Annotated in this window: 22 protein-coding genes; 16 read left to right on the forward strand and 6 right to left on the reverse strand. The window is 45.4% G+C overall.

Going from position 1 to position 19,475, the window contains the following annotated elements; translation table 11 throughout:
• The first annotated feature begins 94 nt into the window (after positions 1–94).
• The gene (locus ICN10_RS07825) at positions 95–676 is read left to right on the forward strand and encodes a hypothetical protein (protein ID WP_255536837.1); all 582 of its coding nucleotides are present in this window, start codon (positions 95–97) and stop codon (positions 674–676) included.
• A gap of 90 nt (positions 677–766) precedes the next feature.
• Here ICN10_RS07825 and ICN10_RS07830 read toward each other — a convergent pair whose 3' ends face one another.
• From ICN10_RS07830 to ICN10_RS07840, 3 genes are read right to left on the reverse strand one after another with little or no spacing between them, the layout of a single operon-like run.
• The gene (locus tag ICN10_RS07830) at positions 767–991 is read right to left on the reverse strand and encodes a molybdopterin-binding protein (RefSeq protein WP_215348965.1); all 225 of its coding nucleotides are present in this window, start codon (positions 989–991) and stop codon (positions 767–769) included.
• Between the two features lie 8 nt (positions 992–999).
• On the reverse strand, positions 1,000–1,881 hold the full coding sequence (locus ICN10_RS07835) for a substrate-binding domain-containing protein (RefSeq protein WP_216214378.1): 882 nt from the start codon (positions 1,879–1,881) through the stop codon (positions 1,000–1,002).
• A gap of 5 nt (positions 1,882–1,886) precedes the next feature.
• A complete protein-coding gene (locus ICN10_RS07840) occupies positions 1,887–2,702 on the reverse strand; it encodes a substrate-binding domain-containing protein (protein WP_216215275.1) in 816 nt (271 codons plus the stop codon).
• Positions 2,703–2,787: 85 nt separating this feature from the next.
• Between ICN10_RS07840 and ICN10_RS07845 the strand changes: the two genes are divergently transcribed.
• The 8 genes from ICN10_RS07845 (at position 2,788) to ICN10_RS07880 (ending at position 9,536) form a co-directional block, all read left to right on the forward strand.
• Positions 2,788–3,810, forward strand: coding sequence for a substrate-binding domain-containing protein (locus tag ICN10_RS07845; protein WP_216214380.1), 1,023 nt, complete (start codon positions 2,788–2,790; stop codon positions 3,808–3,810).
• A 39-nt stretch (positions 3,811–3,849) separates the two neighbouring features.
• Complete coding sequence (gene modA, locus ICN10_RS07850) at positions 3,850–4,605, forward strand: molybdate ABC transporter substrate-binding protein (protein ID WP_216214382.1); 756 nt, start codon at positions 3,850–3,852, stop codon at positions 4,603–4,605.
• 158 nt (positions 4,606–4,763) lie between these two features.
• Entirely contained in the window at positions 4,764–5,009 is a 246-nt protein-coding gene (locus ICN10_RS07855; protein ID WP_068321020.1) for a FeoA family protein, read from the forward strand.
• Entirely contained in the window at positions 5,002–6,915 is a 1,914-nt protein-coding gene (locus ICN10_RS07860) for a ferrous iron transporter B (protein WP_216214384.1), read from the forward strand. Before ICN10_RS07855 ends, ICN10_RS07860 begins: the two co-directional genes overlap by 8 nt.
• 77 nt (positions 6,916–6,992) lie before the next feature.
• Entirely contained in the window at positions 6,993–7,388 is a 396-nt protein-coding gene (locus ICN10_RS07865) for a cytochrome c5 family protein (protein ID WP_216214386.1), read from the forward strand.
• 65 nt (positions 7,389–7,453) lie between these two features.
• On the forward strand, positions 7,454–7,735 hold the full coding sequence (locus ICN10_RS07870; RefSeq protein WP_068321027.1) for a SemiSWEET transporter: 282 nt from the start codon (positions 7,454–7,456) through the stop codon (positions 7,733–7,735).
• Positions 7,736–7,770: 35 nt separating this feature from the next.
• Positions 7,771–8,463, forward strand: a complete 693-nt coding sequence (locus ICN10_RS07875; protein ID WP_216214388.1) for a fumarylacetoacetate hydrolase family protein — start codon at positions 7,771–7,773, stop codon at positions 8,461–8,463.
• A 20-nt stretch (positions 8,464–8,483) separates the two neighbouring features.
• On the forward strand, positions 8,484–9,536 hold the full coding sequence (locus ICN10_RS07880; RefSeq protein WP_216214390.1) for an alpha/beta fold hydrolase: 1,053 nt from the start codon (positions 8,484–8,486) through the stop codon (positions 9,534–9,536).
• 15 nt (positions 9,537–9,551) lie between these two features.
• Here ICN10_RS07880 and ICN10_RS07885 read toward each other — a convergent pair whose 3' ends face one another.
• The gene (locus ICN10_RS07885; protein WP_216214393.1) at positions 9,552–10,331 is read right to left on the reverse strand and encodes an enoyl-CoA hydratase/isomerase family protein; all 780 of its coding nucleotides are present in this window, start codon (positions 10,329–10,331) and stop codon (positions 9,552–9,554) included.
• A 110-nt stretch (positions 10,332–10,441) separates the two neighbouring features.
• Here ICN10_RS07885 and ICN10_RS07890 point away from each other — a divergent pair, with 110 nt between their 5' ends.
• From ICN10_RS07890 to ICN10_RS07920, 7 genes are all read left to right on the forward strand, one after another.
• The gene (locus tag ICN10_RS07890; protein ID WP_216187565.1) at positions 10,442–10,600 is read left to right on the forward strand and encodes a DUF5993 family protein; all 159 of its coding nucleotides are present in this window, start codon (positions 10,442–10,444) and stop codon (positions 10,598–10,600) included.
• A 6-nt stretch (positions 10,601–10,606) separates the two neighbouring features.
• Positions 10,607–11,170, forward strand: a complete 564-nt coding sequence (locus ICN10_RS07895; RefSeq protein ID WP_216214395.1) for a disulfide bond formation protein B — start codon at positions 10,607–10,609, stop codon at positions 11,168–11,170.
• A 36-nt stretch (positions 11,171–11,206) separates the two neighbouring features.
• Complete coding sequence (locus tag ICN10_RS07900; protein ID WP_216214397.1) at positions 11,207–12,205, forward strand: tripartite tricarboxylate transporter substrate binding protein; 999 nt, start codon at positions 11,207–11,209, stop codon at positions 12,203–12,205.
• A 103-nt stretch (positions 12,206–12,308) separates the two neighbouring features.
• Complete coding sequence (locus ICN10_RS07905) at positions 12,309–14,168, forward strand: COG3014 family protein (RefSeq protein WP_255536838.1); 1,860 nt, start codon at positions 12,309–12,311, stop codon at positions 14,166–14,168.
• Between the two features lie 11 nt (positions 14,169–14,179).
• Positions 14,180–14,536 carry a YcfL family protein gene (locus tag ICN10_RS07910; protein ID WP_216214399.1) on the forward strand — a complete coding sequence of 119 codons (357 nt, stop codon included), beginning with the start codon at positions 14,180–14,182 and terminating at the stop codon, positions 14,534–14,536.
• A 34-nt stretch (positions 14,537–14,570) separates the two neighbouring features.
• Entirely contained in the window at positions 14,571–15,161 is a 591-nt protein-coding gene (lpoB, locus tag ICN10_RS07915; protein ID WP_216214402.1) for a penicillin-binding protein activator LpoB, read from the forward strand.
• Between the two features lie 28 nt (positions 15,162–15,189).
• Positions 15,190–16,245 (forward strand): hypothetical protein, encoded by a 1,056-nt coding sequence (locus ICN10_RS07920; protein WP_216214406.1) that lies wholly within the window; start codon positions 15,190–15,192, stop codon positions 16,243–16,245.
• Between the two features lie 34 nt (positions 16,246–16,279).
• On the opposite strand, the gene ICN10_RS07925 is transcribed toward ICN10_RS07920, so the two are convergent.
• The gene (locus ICN10_RS07925) at positions 16,280–17,671 is read right to left on the reverse strand and encodes an MATE family efflux transporter (protein ID WP_216214408.1); all 1,392 of its coding nucleotides are present in this window, start codon (positions 17,669–17,671) and stop codon (positions 16,280–16,282) included.
• A 3-nt stretch (positions 17,672–17,674) separates the two neighbouring features.
• Positions 17,675–19,393 carry a glycosyltransferase family 39 protein gene (locus tag ICN10_RS07930; protein WP_216214410.1) on the reverse strand — a complete coding sequence of 573 codons (1,719 nt, stop codon included), beginning with the start codon at positions 19,391–19,393 and terminating at the stop codon, positions 17,675–17,677.
• Between the last annotated feature and the right edge of the window lie 82 nt (positions 19,394–19,475).

Raw genomic sequence — 19,475 nt, forward strand, 5'->3', positions numbered from 1 at the left:
CGCTGCCGCACTAAAAACGGTTCATTCCATGGTTACAATGAATTGTGGCTCTGTATTGGGCCCCTCTGAAACCTTTTACTCATTAGGAGTTATCTTGAAGAAATCTTTATTGGCTGGTTTATTTGCAGCAGCAGGCGTTACCCTTGCAAGCTCGGTGTTTGCGCAACTCCCTGCAAAAATGATGCCTTTGGCAGCTGACGTTGTAGTTTTGAGTGCTACTGTTGATTCAGTAGACGCAAAGAAGCGCATCGTTGTATTGAAAGATGCTAACGGTAATTTGGCGCAGATGAATGTTGCTAAATCTGTTAATGATTTGGATAAGGTTAAAAAGGGCGACGTATTCTTGGTTGAGCATGCTCAAGCGATTGCTGTTGGCTTGACAGCTGTTGGTAAAGATCAAAAACCTGGCGTATCTGGTGTGCGCTCAGTGGTAGTGGCGGGTAAAGGTTCTGCTAAGCCATTTGAAGAGACTACAGATACTGTATATGCGACCGTAAAGATTTCAACAATTGATCAAAAGACACGTATCGTGACTTTTACGATGCCTAGTGGTGAGAAGCAAAAAGTTAAAGTAGATCAAGCTGTTCTCGGTCTTGAGAAATTTAAAGCTGGTGATGACGTGATGATTGAGTTCATTGACGACACAGCTATCGGCTTTGTAACACCAAAGAAATAAAGATGTCGCAGTATTGAATTATCTGGGCGGTACGCCAGTAACAAAAAAGCCCGCTAACGCGGGCTTTTTTTTACTTAATGCAGGTTTGATTTACGCGCTTTTGGCGATCATGACATCAGAGGCTTTGATAACAGCCCAAGCTTGATCACCAACCTTGAGGTTAAGTTCGTCAACCGCTTCATTGGTAATGGAGGCAGTCACAATATGTCCACCGCCGATATCTAGCTTGACATGAGAAGTGGTTTGACCCATTTTGAGCTCGACTACTTTTCCGTTTAGGGTATTACGAGCGCTAAGTTTGACTTTCAGTTCCATGATTTCTCCTAATGAACGTATTGCTTTGCATATGCAGCATCATTATAAAGAGCCTCTTTGTATTTTGATTTTCCGTAGTTCCGAATGATGGCCTGACCTTCATCTGAGGCAACAAATTGAATGAATTTCACGGCAATTTCGCGATTCTGAGTGCTGCCAGCGGGTGCAGCCAAGGCATCGTAAGTGTTTACTAGGAACTTATCGCCACGATAAAGAATCTGCAGATTGGGCGCCACATCTTTCTCGGCAACCCAGGTACTGCTATCTGTCATGAAATAAGCATTCTCTGCATTCGCCTTTTTGAGGGAGGCTGTCATAAAGTCATTGGTAACGATATACCAGCTACCTTCTGGTGTTACATCTGCCTTTTTCCAGATTTCCATCTCTTTTTGGTGGGTGCCTGATTTGTCACCCCTAGAAATAAAGTTTGCTTTCGCTTTGGCTATCTTGGAATAGGCATCAGCACCGCTATTTGCAGTTTTGATATTTGCAGGATCATTCTTTGGGCCAACAATATAAAACTCATTGGAGCCAATCAGCGTTCGGTTAGTGGCCCAACCATCTGCAATGGCCTTGTTCACTGCATCAGGGGCATGCACCATGATCATGTCGACTTGCCCAGTTTTAAGAAGGTTTAGTGAGGCACCGCTACCTGCTTTAATCCAAACTAGACGAGCACCTTCTTTTTTATCAAACGCTTCTCCAAGCGCTTGAAGAAGCCCTAGCTCCCCAGGGCTGCCAGTAGCCAATTTAAAACTTTGGCTACCTTGCCCATAAATTGCTTCAGGTTTTATAGGATTGTTTTGTGCCATAACAGTTTGCAGTCCTACGCTAAGGGCAACACTGGCCATTAGGCTCTTTAGGGTAATGAAGGGCTTCTTATTTTTCATGCTGATTACTTCTTAGCATTAGGGAAGAACAATTGCTCGCCATCAATCTTGTAGCTAGCAATCACGTCTTGACCATTCTTGGAGATGAGCCAATCAATAAACTCCTGACCTTGTACCTTTTTCACATGAGGAAACTTAGCTGGGTTTACTAGCATCACACCGTATTGATTAAATAGCTTTGGATCGCCTTGAACCAAAATTGCGAGATCGCCACGATTCTTGAAGCTGAGCCAAGTACCACGGTCAGCCAAGATGTAGCCATTCATTGCGGATGCAGTGTTCAGGGCAGGTCCCATGCCGGAGCCAGTTTCTTTATACCAAGATGGACCGGGAGAGACTGAAACGCCAGCACCTTTCCAGTAACGCAATTCAGCCGCATGAGTACCACTCTTATCAGCGCGAGATACAAATGGTGCTTGTGCAGCAGCAATTTTTTGAAGTGCTACTTGAATATCTTTGCCGCCAGCAATTTTCGCTGGATCTGACTTAGGTCCAATGAGGACGAAGTCGTTGTACATCACTTCATATCGTTTTGTTGAGAAACCTTCCTCAACAAATTTTTCTTCAGCTACTTTATCGTGAACAAACACGACATCAGCATCGCCACGTCGACCAATATCTAGAGCCTGGCCAGTTCCTACTGCCACCACTTTGACTTCGATGCCAGTTTTCATCTTAAAGATGGGCAGCATGTAATTGAATAGGCCTGATTGCTCAGTGGAGGTGGTGGATGAAACCACAATGCTTTTCTCCTGCGCATAAACCTGTGCTGCAGGAATGGATAGGGCTACGAGGGTAGCAAGGAATAGTCTCCGGAACATTTTTTTCATATTTGCACTCGAAAGGGTTGATTAAAAGGATATGATCGCATACATTAATACTTAATGAATATGCAAACAATTACATATGCAAATTGAAGTCCGCCCCACGTTGATTGTTAATACCAAGGTCGATGGAAGGGCTTCTGTCGATCTGATTTGGCTCGCTCAGCTGCTCAAAGACATCGGTCAGGGAAGCTCCCTGGTGGTTGCTAGTAAAAAATCAGGCACTTCCTATAGAGGAGCGTGGGGCAAGCTCAATCAAGTCGAAGCTGAATTAGGTATGCCGCTGATTATTCGGACTAAGGGTCATGGTTCCGAGTTGACTGAATTTGGAACTTTTTTAATTCAGTTTATTGAAGATATGCAGGCTGAGCACTTAAAGCATGATGCCCAGTATCACGATAGGTTGTTAAAAGAAATTAAGAAAATACAAAAGTCAGAAAGCGTGCGCTGGAAATTTTTCTCCAGCAGTGATTCAGTTATTCAAAAGGCAGCTGGAGAAATTCAGGGGCTTGAACTCAAAATTGCAGGTTCAGGCGAATCTCTTGAGAGGCTTCTCAGTAACGAAGCGCATATTGCTGGCTATCATGTCTCTGATCAAGATAACTCAAAAGCAATTTATCAGCGCCTATCAAAAAACAATATTGAAATCTATCCTGTGATGAAGCGTATTCAAGGCTTGATAGTGAAAAAGGGAAATCCACTTCAAATTCGTTCGGTTGAGGATTTAATTGGCAAAAAAGTACGCTTTATCAATCGCCAAATCGGCTCCGGCACTCGTTTGTTGTTGGATAACCTATTGATGGAGGAGGGAATCGACCCCTCAGATATTAATGGCTATCTCCATGAGGAATTTACCCATTCAGCCGTAGCCAATGCGATTCTTGCAGGTAAGGCTGATGTGGGCTTAGGGGTGAAGAATATAGCTCTAGAAAACGGCCTTGGATTTGTGCCTCTCAAGGATGAGATTTTCTTTGTGGCTATGCATAAGGAGATGGCTGCTCAGTCAGCATCTTCTAAGTTGATACGCAAGATTCGAAGTGCCTCCGGTGAAACACCGGGATATAAAGCGGTCAGTCTCAATAGGCAAATTCAGGATTGGCTATAGTTTTCTAAGGACCAATGAATCCACTAGAATGGATTCGACATGACCAAGCGGATCTTTATCCTCCTCGCAGTATTCTTTGCCTTTACCGGTAGCGTATTCGCACAGGTTGCCACTATTGCTGTTGCAGCCAATATGAAAGATGCTTTTGCGGAGATTGCCGCTGAATTTAAATCTACTGGTAAGCCTGAGATGAGAGTGGTTTACGGCTCATCCGGTAATTTCGCTGCGCAAATTATGAATGGAGCACCTTTCAGCTTATTTATTGCGGCTGATGAGCAGTTTCCACTTGAACTCTTTAAAAATGGCAAGACAGTGGATGATGGCTCGGTGTACGCCATTGGTAAGTTAGTCATCATCACCAAAACATCTTCTGGTATTTATTTGTTGGATAGTAAGTCGGACATTGCTAAGGCAATTAGTAAGGCCAATAAGGTAGCAATTGCTAAGCCTGAACTTGCACCCTATGGCAGGGCAGCTGTTCAGTATTTAAAAGCGGAAGGTCTATGGGATCTCGCAAAATACAAGCTTGTTTATGCCGATAATATTGGATCCGCCACTACGTATGTAGCTAGTGGCGCCGCTGATCTTGGCTTTACTGCATTTTCATTAGCAAGGTCGCCGGAACTGTTAAAGCAAACGAGTTATGTGGCGGTTGATACAAAAATGTATGAGCCTATTAAGCAGCGGATGGTGCTGATTAAAGGCGCACCTCAAGAGGCGCAGGACCTGTATCGTTTTATGCAGGGGCCTAAAGCAAAAGCTATCTTACAAAAATATGGTTACAGCACACCTTAACCACTGAAGGGCATATTAATCCCCCACCATTTGTTCTGGATCAAGCCTTAGGCGCCTCAAAAGAGGCATTATTGCCAGATAGTCAGCCCTTTAAACGAATGATATTCATTCTCATTTGTCGCTATAATGGGCTTTAAACAAGCTAAACAGCATATTTAATGAATTTAGACCAAGTCGACTTAGGCAGTCTTTATCGCGTTACTGAGGTGGACGTGCCCAAAGGTGCGCCCCAAATTAAAGGGCAATTAGAAGACATTGGCTTTCTACCTGGTGAGCAAGTCACTGTATTGCGCAAAGGTTTGCTTGGTAAGGGTCCATATATGGTTCGCGTAGGCGCTTCAACTTTTGCTTTACGCCAATCGGAAGCGCGCATGATTTTGGTTGAATCTTTGCAGCATGTCTGAATCCAAAGTCCACTTTTTTTCTAGTGAGCCACTCGTAGCGCTTTTGGGTAATCCCAATTGCGGCAAAACAGCGCTATTTAATTTATTGACTGGTAGTCGCCAAAAGGTGGCTAATTATTCTGGCGTTACTGTTGAGCGCAAAGAAGGGCGTCTGACCCTAGACTCAGAAAAAAATATTCGCGTTCTTGATTTACCGGGTGCATATAGCCTGTATCCAAGATCACTTGATGAGCGGGTAACTTGCAATGTATTGCTTGGTAGGGCGGAAGGGGAGAAGCGCCCTGATTTAGTGATCTGCGTATTAAGTGCAATTAATTTGCGCCGTAACTTACGCTTGGTATTGGCTGCAAAGCGTCTTGGCTTGCCTTGCGTCGTAGTGCTCAATATGCTCGATATCGCCAAGCGTCAAGGCTTGCAAATAGATACTGCTGCGCTATCAAATGAGCTGGGCCTGCCTGTGCTTACCAGTATTGGCATTCAATCCAATGGTGCTGATGAGATTAAACAGTTTCTGTCCAATCTCGATTGGCGAAATTTAGATGGTCTCCGTTCTGGCACAGGTGATGCCACTATGGAGAATGTGGCTTCTCATATTGCGCATACCGAATCGGACAATGTGCAAGTGCAAAAGATTCTGCAAAACTTGAAGTTAGATCGCATCATTCCCGACCAGTTAAGCGATCGCCTCGATGCAGTATTGCTTCACCCAGTTCTTGGCCCCATTATTTTGGTGGTTTTACTCTTTTGCATTTTCCAGGCGGTCTTTAGTTGGGCGACTGTACCGATGGATCTCATTAAGGATGCAGTCGAATACCTTGGTGGCCATATTGCTGAATTGCTCCCTAATGGTTGGTTGCGTAGTTTATTGATCAACGGAATTTTGGCTGGCTTAGGTGGCGTGGTGATCTTCTTGCCGCAAATTCTGATTTTGTTCTTCTTTATTCTGTTACTGGAAGAATCTGGCTATCTTCCAAGAGCCGCGTATCTCTTGGATAGAGTGATGGGATCGGTTGGTCTTTCTGGTAGATCATTTATTCCGCTGCTCTCGAGCTTTGCTTGTGCAATCCCAGGAATCATGGCCACCAGAAGTATCTCGAATTCGCGTGATCGTATGGTGACCATTCTGATTGCGCCGATGATGACGTGTTCTGCGCGCTTGCCGGTTTATGCGCTATTAATATCCGCGTTTATTCCAGAGCAAAAGCTCTGGGCTGGTATTGATCTGCAGGGCTTAGTTTTGTTCTTGCTCTATCTTGCTGGAATCTTGGGGGCGATGGCGGTTGCCTGGATTCTGAAGCGCTTTACGAGTGAGCAATTTAAGATGAACGCGCTGATGATGGAGTTACCTAGCTATCACATGCCACGCTTAAGTAATTTGGCAATCAGCTTATGGCAACGCGCAGAAATATTCTTGCGTCGCGTCGGCGGCATTATTCTGGTAATGACAATTGGTTTGTGGGTGTTGTCTAGTTTCCCATTGCCTCCGGAGGGTGCAACAGGGTCGCCTATTCAATATAGTTTTGCTGGTATGTTAGGCCAAGCCTTAGCTTATGTGTTCTCGCCAATTGGGTTTAACTGGCAAATCAGCATTGCCCTGGTTCCTGGTATGGCAGCTCGAGAGGTTGTGGTGAGTTCTTTGGCAACGGTATACGCATTGTCCAGCTCAAGTGCGGATGCAGCAGATGCCTTGATTCCTTTGATTTCCAGTGGCTGGTCTCTTGCTACTGCACTTTCTTTATTGGCTTGGTTTGTATTTGCCCCTCAGTGCCTATCTACTATTGCAGCAGTCAAGCGGGAGACGGGGGGTTGGAAGATTCCCGTCATTATGTTGAGCTATCTTTTTGGATTGGCCTATATTGCTGCATTTATCACCTATCAGATTGCTAGCGCCCTCGGCCTAGCCTGATTGTTTTATTGGGTGTAGGCAGATCTCTGTAATTTGAGATACATTCTTAGTCATCCATTTACTAAGAGGGTGCCCTGATGCGCTTAAAGTCCTTTATCTTTATCTTGCCTTGTTTATTCGGCGCTACGTTTTTACAAATTGCTAACGCGCAATCTGGTGAGAGCACTTATAAACAAGTCTGCGCCAATTGCCACGGTACGGGTGTTTTGAATGCCCCTAAATTTGGTGATAAGGCTAAGTGGGCACCTTTAATTGCCGAGGGGCAAGTAGAACTCACTGCTCATGCCTACTATGGCGTTCGATCCATGCCCCCTAAAGGCGGCAATCCTAATCTCAGCATTCAAGGCTTTGCAGATGCTTTGGTCTATATGGTGAATAACTCAGGCGGTAATTGGAAATCACCCGACGCTAAAACAATCGCCGCCATCAATAAAGAAGTTGAAGCACGCAAAGCGGGTATGAAAAAGCATTAACTGATTGTCGGTGAGATAGAGTAATACTGAGGATGAACATAAATTACCCTAACTGCAATGACTAAATGACCTTAGAGCCCCATCAAATTGAGATTATTGGTTATTGCGCTGCATTCTTAACTACGATTGCCTTTCTGCCTCAGGCGATTCGCTCTTGGCGAACCAAGGATCTATCGGGTATATCGCTAGGGATGTATTCCTTGTTTACAGTTGGCGTGGGCTTGTGGCTCATCTATGGCCTCATTATTGAGAAGTGGCCACTGATCATGGCAAATGCATTGACCTTTGCCCTGGCTCTCAGTATCTTGTTATTGAAATTGCGCCATACTTCTACTCATCAGAAATAAAACACTCATTTAGCAAAATTCATAGAAAGGTTTTTATGTGCTCAGCATTTGTGATTGATCCCCCAGCGGTAGTTTCGTTGCCGGTAACGGGAGATACCCGTCGCTTTGCAGTCAATCGCATTTATTGTGTTGGCCGTAACTATGCTGATCACGCTCGTGAAATGGGTCATGATCCAGATCGTGAGCCGCCATTCTTTTTTATGAAGCCCGCCAATTCCATTGTGACTGATGGTAAAGATATGGCTTATCCCAACTTATCAAATGATGTTCATCACGAAATTGAAATGGTCGTAGCGATTGGCAAGGGCGGTGCAAATATTCCCGCAGATAAAGCGCTTGAGCATGTCTATGGTTATGGTGTTGGTTTGGATATGACTAGGCGCGATCTGCAAGGCGAAGCAAAGAAGATGGGTCGCCCATGGGATACCGGCAAAGCGTTCGATCAATCTGCACCTTGTGGTGAGATTACTCCAGCCAGCCAGTGTGGGCATCCAGCTAAAGGTTTAGTCAAACTATTAGTGAATGGCGAAGTTCGTCAAGAAGGCGATCTCAACCAACTGATTTGGAACGTACCCGATACGATTGCTTATCTTTCCACTCTGTTTACTTTGGAGCCGGGAGACCTCATTTTCTCAGGCACGCCAGCAGGAGTAGGCCCTGTGAAAAAAGGCGATGTGCTTGAAGGTAGCGTTGCGGGCTTACCTAATTTAAAGACAAAAGTTATCTAAATTCAAAAGGGGTTTGCTTGATGAATAGTTTGCTTAAGAAAATAGGCTTCATATGTTCAGCGGGAGCGCTGTCCTTGCTTCTTGTTTCCTGCGCTCATAATGAGCAAGCTAGTAAGCCTACTCCTCCAGCCAGTCTCTATGCTGATGCAGCCCCATTAGATTTGCGCTTAAGTAAGTGGCCATATCCCTATCCCTTAAAGGAATTTAAGACTTCTTTACAAGGGCAACCAGCCAGCATGATGTATATGGATGTTGCTGGTTTGGGCAAGCAAAAGGGTGTGGTGGTTTTGTTTCATGGCAAGAACTTTTCTAGCGACTATTGGGCGCCAACGATTGCTGGGCTATCTAAGGCGGGTTACCGGGTAATTGCGCCAGATCAGATTGGCTTTGGCAAGTCCTCTAAGCCTGATGTGGCTTATCACTTTGATGATTTAGCTGCCAATACTCAGGCTTTATTAAAGTCTCTCAATATCCAACGGGTATCAGTTATTGCTAACTCAATGGGTGGAATGGTTGGCGTTCGTTTCGCACGCCTATATCCTCAAACAGTGCAAAAGTTGGTCCTAGAGAATCCGCTGGGTCTTGAGGATTACAGCAAAGATATTCCTCCGCAGAAGAATGAAGATCTTCTTAAGTTAGAAATGGCGCAAACAGAAACTAGCTACCGTCGTTTTCTACAAACCTATTTTCCGGTTTGGCAGCCTAGTTACGAAAAATTTGTAGAGGTGTATGTACGAGTACAAAAAGGCCCAGACTATCCAGCTTATGCAAAGACTTCTGTGTTGACCTATCAGATGATTGCAGAAAAACCAGTGGTGAATGACTTGCCGCAACTAAAGATGCCGGTGTTATTGGTTATCGGCCAGAAGGATCGCACTGTATTTGGACGTCGCTTTGCACCGCCGGAGGCTGTTAAGTCTTTAGGTAACTTTCCGGAGTTAGGAAAAAAAGCACAGGCAGCTATTCCAAATGCAAAACTGGTGCCGATTGAGAATGTCGGTCATGTACCTCATGTTGAGGTTCCAGATCAGTTTGTAAAAATCGTAGTGGAGTTTTTAAACTCTAAGAGCTAGGGCGGCAGCCCTGACTTACTTGCCAATCCACCGGGGTGAACGACCCTCTAAGAAGGCGTTCACTCCCTCTCTGAAGTCTTTGCTGTTGTAAGTTTCACGCATGAGGTCTGTGCAATCAGGCAGGTTGCTTTGGAGTAGACGCGCCAACGCCAGCTTGCTTGCCTTTTGAGTGATCGGCGCTAGTGAAGAAAGTTTTTGCGCCAGCGCATTCGTTGCCGCATCTATTTCTGATGCATCTATTGTTTGATACAGAAAACCTGACTTCAATAATTCTGGCGCCTTAATAAGTTCTGCAGTGAGTAACATCTTCTTCACGGTAGGTACGCCAAGGTGAGTAGCGAGCCAGGACAGATTGCTTGGTGATAGGCAGTTACCCAAGGTCTTGGCTACTGGTATACCAAAACGCGCTTCGGGTGTAGAGATTCGAAAGTCACAAGCGGTTGCCATTAAAAGTCCGCTACCCACTGCCAAACCTTCAATCATGGCAATCGTTGGCATAGGTAGTTGTTGTAAAGAGGCAAAGATATGATCGACAGCTACTTCATAAGCCTCATTCTCTTTGAGTTCAACAAACTGTTGAATATCACTTCCCGAAACAAATGCTTTGTCTCCCGCTCCCCGAAAAATGACTACTCGAATATCGGCGTTTTTTGCCAGTGAGTCGCAAATCTGTTTTAGCTCTTCATACATGGGCCAAGTAAGTGCATTACGGGCTGCGGGATTATTAAAGATAACTCGCGCAATTTTTCCGTCGATTTGTAAATCCAAGCAGGGTGGGGTGGAGTTGACAGTCATAGGCTTATTCTAATCAAAGGCAAGTGTCTTAAATCGAGAAAAGACCACTTCCCAAGCCCTGTAATAGAGTTTTTATCCATACACAGACCCTCCTGCGCTAGAATTCCTTTATGTATATGTTTCTGCCATTCCTGACGGCTTTTATCGGACTTGTATTGGTCTGGTTTGAGAAGCGCCTTGCAGGCTTAATACTTTTGGCAATTACTATTGGAATCCTGTTGGTTTGGTTTCGTTTTCATGCAAATAGCCATCTCAACATTAGTCTGTAATCGATTATGAGCAGACATTCTTTTCCTTCATTAGCCGCGTTGGGTAATCAACTTGCGCTGCTGGCTGTTGTTGGCATGCTGGCCTATGCATTTGTAGATCAAATCTACTTTGGTGAGTTGCCTTGCCCGCTATGCTTAATGCAACGCATTGGATTTGTGATTATTGGTTTTGCATTGGTCTTAAATATTCGCTGTGGTGCGCATTCTTCTCATTATGGCTGGGGCATTATTGGTGGCCTAGTGGGGATGATGGTTTCATTGCGCCAGGTGTTCTTACATATTTTGCCGGGCGACAAAGGCTTTGGTAAAACCTTTTTAGAATTGCATTTCTATACTTGGGCTTATGTTGGCTATACCGGTTTATTGCTGGGTTTGGCAGTGTTGTTAATGTTGCCTAATCGCGATGTGCGTTCACGTTCCTGGTTCGCAAATACTTTAGTTATTCTTTTCATTTTGTTGGTATTCGGAAATCTTGTTTCCACCTTGCTGGAATGCGGTATCGGTCCTTGTGCTGATGACCCCGTGAAATACGAGGGTTGGCTGTGGCTACGCTCTCGCTTTGGTTTTTAACTTAGACCCCTCGGTCTAGTTCTGCGGTCATCAAATATGCAATTCCATAAGTCTTTTAAGCATGTCCTGCTTTTCTGTCTAGGGTTGCTAGTGATTGTCAGTGCTCATGCGCAATCTAAATCGGCAGTAAAGCCTGCTTGGCCTAAGCAGCCAATTCGAATTATTGTCACCTTTACTCCAGGCGGCGCACCAGATATCTTAGCCCGCGTACTCGCTGAAAATTGGCAGCAAAGCTTAGGGGTTCCAGTATTGGTAGAGAACAAGCCAGGTTATGGCGGCAATATTGGTGCTGACCTAGTTGCGAAGAGTGATCCCGATGGATATACCTTGCTGATTGGTACTGTTGGTATTCATGCGATTAATGGCGCTCTTTATGAAAAGCTTTCTTACGATCCTGTAAAAGATTTCACACCCATTAGTTTTTTAGCTAGTACACCCAACGTACTTGTTGTGAATAAAAAATTGGGCGTCAATAATCTTCATGAGTTAATTGAGTTAGCAAAAGCAAAGCCAGATCAATTGACTTTTGGCTCATCAGGAGTCGGCACCTCACTACATATGTCAGGTGAGTTATTTAAAGAAATGGCCGGCGTTCAAATTCGTCACATTCCTTATAAGGGCCGCGCCCAATCGTTGCCAGATTTATTAAGCGGCCGTATCTCCATGCTATTTGATAACCTTTCATCCTCTTTGACCCTAATTAAGGCTGGGGAAGTGCAGGCCCTCGGAGTAACCACTCTCAAGCGCTCTCAAGCTGCCCCAGAAATTCCTACTCTGGCTGAGCAGGGATTAACTGGGTTTGAAGCGGTTTCTTGGTTTTCTTTGATGGCACCAGCGAATTTGCCTTCACATATTGAAAAGCAACTGAATCAAATGGTGCGCCACACCTTGAGTAATTCCGAGGTTAAATCCCGTCTTTTGGCTGGCGGCCTAGATCCAGCCCCTGGCAGCTCCAAGGACCTTTCCAAGTTAATTGCTTCGGAAGCAGCTAAATGGGGTAGGGTGGTGCAGCAATCTGGCGCAAAATTAGAGTAATAAACTCTTTTTATGTCAGCTTCAGGCTGTTTTCAGGCGTTAAATGGATGACAGTTCAATAAAGGCATTATTGTTTTTCTACTCTATTCACCAACCTATCAATTTGCTTAAATTTTCAGCATTAGACTTTTCTAAATTCGGTATCGCGCTGACAGTCACTTTCTTGGTTGGCTGCGCAACGCAGACTCAGCAATTGAAGATGAATGAATCTAAGGAGCCGTTCAAAAACGGAGACTTGCAGAACACTGCGGCTGTCATTCAGGGTGCATTCAAGGATAAAAATACCCTCTACTACATGGAGATGGGTGAGGTGCAGCGCTTACAGGGTCCTTCTCAGATCCCAAGCAGCACACAAAACCTATTGGCTGCCGACCAATTGGTCAGTCGTTGGGAGTTAACGACTAGCGACAAACTAAGGCGCTCTTTTTCAGGCGCTAGCTCCTATGTTTTGTCTGAAGGCTTTAGTAGTGAGTACGACCCCAAGCCTTATGAAGTGACTTTGTTAAGTCAGGCCTTAGCTTTAAATCATCTCTCACAAGGCCGCTGGGATGACGCCATGGTAGAGGCGAAAAAGATGGCGCAGCGTGAAAAGGTGATTGAAGAGCTCATTCAAAGCAAAGTCACTGCAGTATCTAAAGTAGAGCGTGAGCAGCAAGCCAATCCCAATACTCAGGCTGCTACCAGTCGCATTGAAAACATCAGCGGCTATCCAATTAATTTATTGGATGATGAAGAAACGCGTAGCCTCAAGAACTCTTATCAAAATCCAGCAGCGTATTACTTGTCAGGCTTTATTCATGAGTCACAAGGTGAGGCTAGCATGGCTGCTCCAGGGTATCGCCTTGCAATCGAGTTGCGCCCACAAGTCAATTTCTTTAAAACCAGTATTGCTAAGCTAGATTCCAATATTGCTAATCGTAGTAAAAAAACTTTTGCTGATACCTTGATCGTGATTGATACAGGGTATATGCCTAAAATTATTCCTTATCAAATTAGCCAAACATTTAATATCGGTGGCAATTCAAAGCTCATCACCTTAACTTTTCCTGTGATTGAAAAATCTACTGAGCGTTTTAGACCTTCATTGATTCAGTTAGGTGATAGGGTGGCCAATCCTGAATTGGTTGCGAATATTGATGCTATGGCTCGCAAGAACTTGCGTGATGAGATGCCAGCCTATGTCTTAAGGGCTTCTTCAAGAGCATTGGTATCACTGGCTGCTCAATATGCGGCAGATCGCGCCGCACAACAAGCCGCCAATCAGCGCAATCAGAATAACCAAAACAATGGCACTGCCGCTCTTATTGGGGCTATTGCCGGAATGATCACGGGATATGGTTTGCAGGCGATCAATGTGACCGATGTGCGCCACTGGTCAACTTTGCCAGCACAAACGTATATGGCCAGAATGGGTTTGCCAATTGGCCCCACTGTTCTTAAATACACTTTGCCATCTGGTGTCACAGCTTCCCAAACAGTTAATTTGGTTGGTGGGTATAACGTGGTCTACATTCGGATGTTCAGAAATAAGGCTACAGTGCTCACCTCAAATGATCCTGCAGCTCTGCCGCCTAAATTGGTTGCTCCTGTACCCATTGTCAATAGTCAGACTGTTACTCCAGCCGCAACACCTGTAGCAACCCCAGCTGCATCTTCATCTATATTGCCGCCATCACAACCCTCTGGTAGTGCTATGGATGGCCTCAAGAAGTTATGGGGAAGTTTTCAGGACCCAAAACCTGAGGAGGTTGCTCCAGAGTTGCCGGCGCCTACTGCAACTAAAGCAACTGTTTCTACGCCTGCCGTAGCTCAGCCAGCGACGCCAACTCCAGCCCCAGCCTCAAACCCCAATCCCACCTCGACTCCCACACCTTCTGAGACCCCCGCAAGCGGTAATATAGAAGGGGTGAAGCCGTATGAGCCACCCAATCTGCTAAACAGCTTTCAGCAGCTTTTTAATTAGGAAAGACCTCGATGAATAAGTACCTTGCCATTCTTCTGACTACACTTGCGCTAGCAGCGTGTAGCTCAACACCATCCATGAAGGACATGACAGTGCGGATGGGTGACACGGATAGCATTCAAATTACCGATATGCGAAGTCTGGTGCGCAATGGCATATTAACTGCACAAGTGACGATTTTGAATGAGAGTAAATCCAATCTCGTTTCGTATCGCTTCAAATGGCTTGGTAAAAATGGCATGGCAGTGACAGATGAAGAGGCATGGAAGCCTGTGACAGTTGGCAAAGGTCAGACGACCGTTATTATGGGTATAGCCCCAACGCCAGATGCCACTGACTTTCGTTTTGAGTTAAACCAATACAAATAAAACACCTTATTGAAGATATTAGGACTGATTGAAAATGACTATGAATACCAAAACCATCCATTTATCCGCCATTGTTTTATCTGTAGCGGCTCTATCTGCTTGCTCAGGACCACAAGTACGTTACGGCGATGCCAAAGCTGTCGAGACAGTGAATGCTAATTATGGCTCTACTGATTTGCAGATGATTGCTGAAGCGATGACAAGATCATTGCTGCAGTCCAAAGCAATCTCTGGAAGCAAGGATGCGCCAATTGTGACCTTGGCAGACGTGAAGAATAAGACTTCTGAATACATTGATACGCGCGTGATTACCGATAAGATCCGCACGCAACTGATGAAGAGTGGTCAAGTGCGTTTTGCCGTTAGCGTCTCTGAAATGCAAAATCAAACAGAAGAACTCAAGCGCCAGAATCAGTCAGGCCTTTATAAGAACAGCACAATTGCCAAAACTGGCAATATGCAAGGCGCTCAATATCGTATTGAGGGATCGATTGCTTCTATTGTGAAGAATACGAAGGATGTAAAAGATGTTTATTACGTCTTTAACTTAAATCTCATTAATAACGAATCTGGCCTGCTTGAGTGGGCTGATGAAAAAGAGATTCGTAAGACTGCAACGCGCTAATACGCTAAATATTTCAGTAGAGGATTGAATGCAATTAAGTAAAAGAACTTTATTAGCTTGCGCAAGTGTGGGCATAGCCTTTTTGGCTGGCTGCGCTACTAAGCCGCCTGCTCCAAGTGCGGAATCGGCGATCGTTGGTCAGAGGCCCGCTGATCCACCCAAGAATCCAGTCATTAATGCCGAGGCCCTCAAGGCTGATTCGAAATCTATTGCTGTGACGGATATCTACTTCAAAAGAGAGGGCAAGAACTTAACCTTTATTGAAGAGACTAGAACAACTACCGGCAACAGCATCTCCTCAACAATTGCACCAAAGACAATTGAAGTGGATGCCGATAAAGCAAATGCCTCTGCTATTACGGGTGGTGCAAATTCATCTGCATTTCCAGTGAAGTTCACAGACTTATCTGATCCAAAGGCTACAAGCCCTGGCACAGGTGCGCCTCCAGCGCCGGTAGTTGATGCTGCGACACCAGGCTCAAGCTCATCGAGTGCAAGCACCCAAAGCATGAAGAAGTCAGGCTATCAAAGCAATAGCGAGTATGGCGAATTGCGTTACTTGGCTAACCCTATTCGTGGTCTATTAATTAAGTCTGGCTATAAAGTAGTACAAGCTAAGGCTACGGTAGCTGCGCCCAATCAAGGGGACGAGTTCTTTGATATCGTCAAACGTATTAAGGCGGGTGATTTTGGTGATGCAGACTATGTGCTGTATGGCGTATTAGCTGAAATTTCTAGCACAGATAATGTGGCAGATATCCCGGGTACAAAATCTACCTCGCAACAGGTAACACTTGAGGTGACCGTAGACTTCAATATTGTGGACACCAAGACATCCCAAATCGTTGCTTCATTTGTGGCTTCAGGAGAAGGCAAGGATGTTCAAATCGACGGTAGAGATACTGGTCACAAACCAAGTAACGCGAAGCTAATGAAGGTAGCCTCTTTGGATTTGGCGGAAGATGTCCGCAAGCATTTGGCTGATCAAAACTTTATTACCAATAACCCTGGATCTCCAGGACAGCAGCGCAATCTGAAGAGACGTTTAGATGATGATGCTTCTACTTTGAAGGTTTATAAGTAAGAGAGCAGAAATGTAAAAGGCGCAAAGCCTTTTATTAAACCTCTACCGGCGGATGCGTTTTTTCATAGCGCTCCGCCGTTCTTCTAAAGAGGTAGAGTAAAAAGCATGCAGCCAAAGCTAAGCTTAGGCTATTGCCCGCCCAGAAGCCATTGGCACCTTGCAAGAACTCAGGCGTATTGCCTAAGACATTAAAGCCCATGAGGTAGCCGCCACCAAGGCCGACACCCCAAAGCGAGCCTGCGTAGATGACCATGGGCCAAAAAGCAATTCGGTAAGCTCGCAAAATAAATGCCGCAGTAATTTGTAGTGCATCAAACACTTGATAAAACGCAATAAACAAAAAGAGGGGAATGGAGAATGCCTTCACTTCCGCTGGCGGATCATATAAATCAAGTAGTTGAACTCTTAAGATCCAAACGGTAATACCAATGCTGATGCATAGTGCAGTTGTGAAGAAGACGGAAGACCAACCGATCTCTTCAGCGCGCTCAGGTTTATTAGCGCCAATGGATTGGGATACTAGCGTCATCGTCGCAATCGAGAGGGAGAGTGGCACCATATAAATAACGGTCCCCATATTCGCCACAATTTGATGGCCTGCCAATGCAGTAGTTCCAAGGCGGGCGATAAATAGAGACATGAAGGTGAATGAAGTCACCTCAATCAAGTAACTAAAGCCAATGGGCGCACCGAGTTTCAATAAAGTCCAGATGCGGTGCCAGTTGGGCATGCTAAAGCGCGTAAAGATCTTAAATGGCTTATAGAAGCGATCAAATAAGACAAAGCCTAAAGTCATGAGTAGCCATGACCAATTGATGATTACCGTGGCAACTGCACAACCAGGACCACCCATACCCTCAATGCCTAAGCCACCATAAATAAAGAGCAGATTGAGGGGTAATTTAAGCGCTAGGCCGATGATTTGCACTACTGTAATCACGGTAGGGCGAGATACTGCATTGTGAAGCGCCATCAGGACGCGCATTCCCATGCTGGCAGGTAAGCCAATTGCTAGGATATTGAGATATAGCTTTGCCTTGCCTTCAATCGCAGCATTCATCTGCGAGATGGCAAGCAAATGATCCGCGTTGAGCAAAATGAAGCAGCCTAAAACGCTCAGCCCTAAAGCGAGCCAGGTTGCTTGACGAACCTCTTCACCGATTTCTGAAAATCGTTTAGCGCCGAATAGTTGACCTGCAATTGGTGCGAGTGCAGAAATCACACCCGTTAAGCCAACATAAATACTGATGAAGATGGCAGAAGCCATGGCGAGCGCTGCTAAGTCATCAGCTGAGTAGCGCGCTGTCATTGCCGTGTCTAGAACACCAAAGGCAATAACGGCTAACTGCCCAATAAGTAATGGCCCAGCCAGTTTTAGTAAGGAGGGGATATCCTCGCGTAGGCGCGATAACTTAAAGTGCAGCACGATTTATTCTGGGATTACTTCGTAAAGGCGCAAGCGCTCGTCGCGGTCAGCAGCACGACGATCTTCCCAAAGTAGGGTGAGTTTCTTATTGTTTAATTGCGCGTAGGCTTTTGCCTCAGATTGGCTGTGGGTAAGCATCCAAGGGCAATTCGGATCATCGCGCAAGTCAAGTTTGGAGAAGTATTCAAAAGAGGCTAGCTGAGCAAAGCCCAGATTACTGGTGTCAACGCAGCCACCCCCTGAAGGAACCATTTGCACTAAACGCGCAGAAACATGACGATAGGTTTTGGCGTAGTTAATAGTTGGTAGCCACAGACTCATTAGCAGAACCCACATGAGGGTCGTGCCTGATGCTGAAATGATGAGGCAGCGCCAAATTTCTTTTGGAGCGCGTGAAGTTCTCCATCGAACAACTGCAAGCCATACGCCTGTAGTAACGAGCGCCACAACAAATGCCAGAATATTAAATTGACTCTCAAATCCCGGAAGTAGGCGTGCAATATTGGCCGCAGTAGATTCTGGATAGCCAGTGACTTTTGCTAGCCAAATAATCCAGATGGCCAGAGCAATGAGCGTAAAGCTAAACATCGCAAACCAATCAATAAAGCTAATCACACTACGCTTAAGAACGGGCAGGCTAAATGCAGCAATGATAGAAAGACTTGGAATTAAGATCATCAAGTCATGCTCATTCGCCTCTAGTCGGAATAGAACATAAATCAAGCTGCCAATAAATAAACTCAATGGGATAGCGAGGTGTGGAGCACGCCATGCGCCAGATTCCTTTGTACGACCCCAGTGAGCAAGTGAAACGATTGCAAGTGGCCAGACAGGCCAGGCGTAAGCCCAGAAGTTCACACTTAAGAATCCTAGAGATTCGATAGATGGAGTAGCGCGCATTTCTGGCATGTTGCGCCAACCTTCTTCAGCAATATGTCGCCACTGTGGTGAAAGATCAGTCAGGTACCAAACCAAAGGCCAAATTGCAAAACCAATTAAGCCTAAGACGGTGCTGGTGAGAGTCCAGCGAAAGCGCAACTTTGCATTGCTAGCAATGACCGCAATAATAGTTGAGCTAACAATGATTAAGCTCAAGGTAAGGTTGCTTGATAGTGCGACGATGGCAATACCAAGACCAGTCCATAAACCACCTTGCCATGGTTTATCTAAACCACGCACAGTCCCATAAAGAACAATACTGATACCCATCAGTTGCGCCATCATTGGCGTTGTCTCGTGGGCGCGCTGAGCAAGACCTACGCAAGCTAAGAAGATGAGTAGGGCACCATCGGCCAAGGTCATGCCGTAACTCTTCAAATCTGGTTGACCACCAACAGCTAGAGCTATTGGTTGCACTTCACGACGACGACCTAATAAATAGGTTGCATACCAAATAGCCAGTGCGGCAGCAAAGAAGCAAATTGCGGAATACAAACGAGCAGCATTGGCAGCGCCAATGAGTGGGCCAAACCATTTAATGAGAGTCGCCCCAATCCAGTAGGGCAGTGGTGTACCGAGTGAGATGTCGCGACCAGCTAAATGTGGAACTATCCAGTCGATAGAGTCACCACGAAAGAGTGTCCACATGCCGCCAAAGCCAATGGCATCTTCGTTTTTCCAGGGATCCCGAAAGAAGAGGCCAGCAAAACCATAAACCAAAGTCAGCGCAAAAATAATAATGCGCGGAATGGATTTAGTGGCAGCGGCGGTAAGTTTGACCATGTGTGCAGTTCAAAATAAAAAAGGCAGCAAACGCTGCCTTGATTATCTCGCAGAGCAGGTATTTCACATACCCTGCGAATAG

Source organism: Polynucleobacter sp. 86C-FISCH, assembly GCF_018882415.1.
Taxonomy (GTDB): Bacteria; Pseudomonadota; Gammaproteobacteria; order Burkholderiales; family Burkholderiaceae; genus Polynucleobacter.

Coding starts and splice junctions, on each gene's coding strand:
- ICN10_RS07830 (WP_215348965.1), bottom strand. CDS start 991: ATGGAACTGAAAGTCAAACTTAGCGCTCGTAATACCCTAAACGGAAAA.
- ICN10_RS07835 (WP_216214378.1), bottom strand. CDS start 1,881: ATGAAAAATAAGAAGCCCTTCATTACCCTAAAGAGCCTAATGGCCAGT.
- ICN10_RS07840 (WP_216215275.1), bottom strand. CDS start 2,702: ATGTTCCGGAGACTATTCCTTGCTACCCTCGTAGCCCTATCCATTCCT.
- ICN10_RS07845 (WP_216214380.1), top strand. CDS start 2,788: ATGCAAATTGAAGTCCGCCCCACGTTGATTGTTAATACCAAGGTCGAT.
- modA (WP_216214382.1), top strand. CDS start 3,850: ATGACCAAGCGGATCTTTATCCTCCTCGCAGTATTCTTTGCCTTTACC.
- ICN10_RS07855 (WP_068321020.1), top strand. CDS start 4,764: ATGAATTTAGACCAAGTCGACTTAGGCAGTCTTTATCGCGTTACTGAG.
- ICN10_RS07860 (WP_216214384.1), top strand. CDS start 5,002: ATGTCTGAATCCAAAGTCCACTTTTTTTCTAGTGAGCCACTCGTAGCG.
- ICN10_RS07865 (WP_216214386.1), top strand. CDS start 6,993: ATGCGCTTAAAGTCCTTTATCTTTATCTTGCCTTGTTTATTCGGCGCT.
- ICN10_RS07870 (WP_068321027.1), top strand. CDS start 7,454: ATGACCTTAGAGCCCCATCAAATTGAGATTATTGGTTATTGCGCTGCA.
- ICN10_RS07875 (WP_216214388.1), top strand. CDS start 7,771: ATGTGCTCAGCATTTGTGATTGATCCCCCAGCGGTAGTTTCGTTGCCG.
- ICN10_RS07880 (WP_216214390.1), top strand. CDS start 8,484: ATGAATAGTTTGCTTAAGAAAATAGGCTTCATATGTTCAGCGGGAGCG.
- ICN10_RS07885 (WP_216214393.1), bottom strand. CDS start 10,331: ATGACTGTCAACTCCACCCCACCCTGCTTGGATTTACAAATCGACGGA.
- ICN10_RS07890 (WP_216187565.1), top strand. CDS start 10,442: ATGTATATGTTTCTGCCATTCCTGACGGCTTTTATCGGACTTGTATTG.
- ICN10_RS07895 (WP_216214395.1), top strand. CDS start 10,607: ATGAGCAGACATTCTTTTCCTTCATTAGCCGCGTTGGGTAATCAACTT.
- ICN10_RS07900 (WP_216214397.1), top strand. CDS start 11,207: ATGCAATTCCATAAGTCTTTTAAGCATGTCCTGCTTTTCTGTCTAGGG.
- ICN10_RS07910 (WP_216214399.1), top strand. CDS start 14,180: ATGAATAAGTACCTTGCCATTCTTCTGACTACACTTGCGCTAGCAGCG.
- lpoB (WP_216214402.1), top strand. CDS start 14,571: ATGACTATGAATACCAAAACCATCCATTTATCCGCCATTGTTTTATCT.
- ICN10_RS07920 (WP_216214406.1), top strand. CDS start 15,190: ATGCAATTAAGTAAAAGAACTTTATTAGCTTGCGCAAGTGTGGGCATA.
- ICN10_RS07930 (WP_216214410.1), bottom strand. CDS start 19,393: ATGGTCAAACTTACCGCCGCTGCCACTAAATCCATTCCGCGCATTATT.